Source organism: Oleiphilus sp. HI0125 (assembly GCF_001635355.1).
In genome coordinates this window covers 1-1086 of sequence record NZ_LWGF01000644.1, presented here as the reverse complement: position 1 = coordinate 1086, position 1086 = coordinate 1, and the positions used below count along the sequence as shown (strand labels likewise).

General features: G+C 47.6%; 1 protein-coding gene. It reads right to left on the bottom strand.

All coding sequences use genetic code 11. The annotated features are described in order from the left end of the window. On the bottom strand, positions 1–911 hold a 911-nt coding region (locus A3762_RS08550), incomplete at its 3' end, for an RnfABCDGE type electron transport complex subunit D (protein WP_068754973.1). Positions 912–1086 lie beyond the last annotated feature (175 nt).

The following is a 1086-nucleotide window of genomic DNA, read 5'->3' as shown; positions in this document are numbered from 1 at the left end:
CAGGTTCGAATAATGTAGGTAAATAAGCCAACACCTAGACCAAAAATAAAACGACCGCGTGGTGTTGTTGATGAAGAGACTGGGTCCGTTGCGATAAAGAAAGCACCAAACATCGTCGCACCCGCAAGTAAGTGAATACTTAATGGCACGGCTTGGTCGGGGTTAGACGAAAATAAAATTGATGGAAGTGCTAAGCCGAGTAATACGCCTGCAGGTGTCTGCCAAGGTATGATTCTTAGTGCCAGAAGACCAAGACCGCCAAGTAAGAAGGCTACATTTACCCATTCCCAACCAAGAACGATTCCCGAACCAAAGATGTCTTGGCTGGTAATCGCTTCATAAGTGCTCGCTTTCACCTCATGCTTATATACGTCTAAGGGTGTCGCGCCAGAGTATCCGTCGGGAGCATTCTCTATTTCCCAAATGCTAGCGAGCGTTTGTTGGACGCTAGGGAAATTTTCTTGAAGTGTGGTCGGGCTTGCCCAGTTGCTCGTCATAGCAAGAGGGAAGGAGATGAGCACGAGCGCATAGCCAGCCATAGCCGGGTTGAACGGGTTGTAGCCCAGACCGCCATAGAGTTGCTTCACAAAGATAATTGAGAAACTTGCGGCAATAACGCTTATCCACCATGGCGCTAATGGTGGTAGCGCTATTCCTAGCAGCACCCCTGTCAGCAAGGCACTGTAATCACTTAAGTAAAAACCGATACGACGTTTGCGTAAGGCTAAAATAGCAGCTTCGCTGAGCACTGCGGTAATACTGCAAAGGAGCACATTATGTAGGTTGCCCCAGCCGAAAAAGTAAGTTTGCGCGATCAAGCCCGGAATACATAACAGGATAACCCAGCGCATGATGCTAGAGGTGCTTTGATTTTGTTTAGTATGTGGTGAGCTTCGAGTAAGTAGTCCCATTATTTTTCAACCTCTTGGCTCTTAGCTTGTGCTAGTGCGTCTTGCGCGGCTTTTACACGCACGTTGTTTTTATCAACGGCGCGTTGGAATTTTTCGACGTTCTCGGGAGCATTAGCTTTTGCGTCTTCGAGCGTATCGATCATCTTATCGAGTTTGGCCTGCGCTTTTTCTAGAT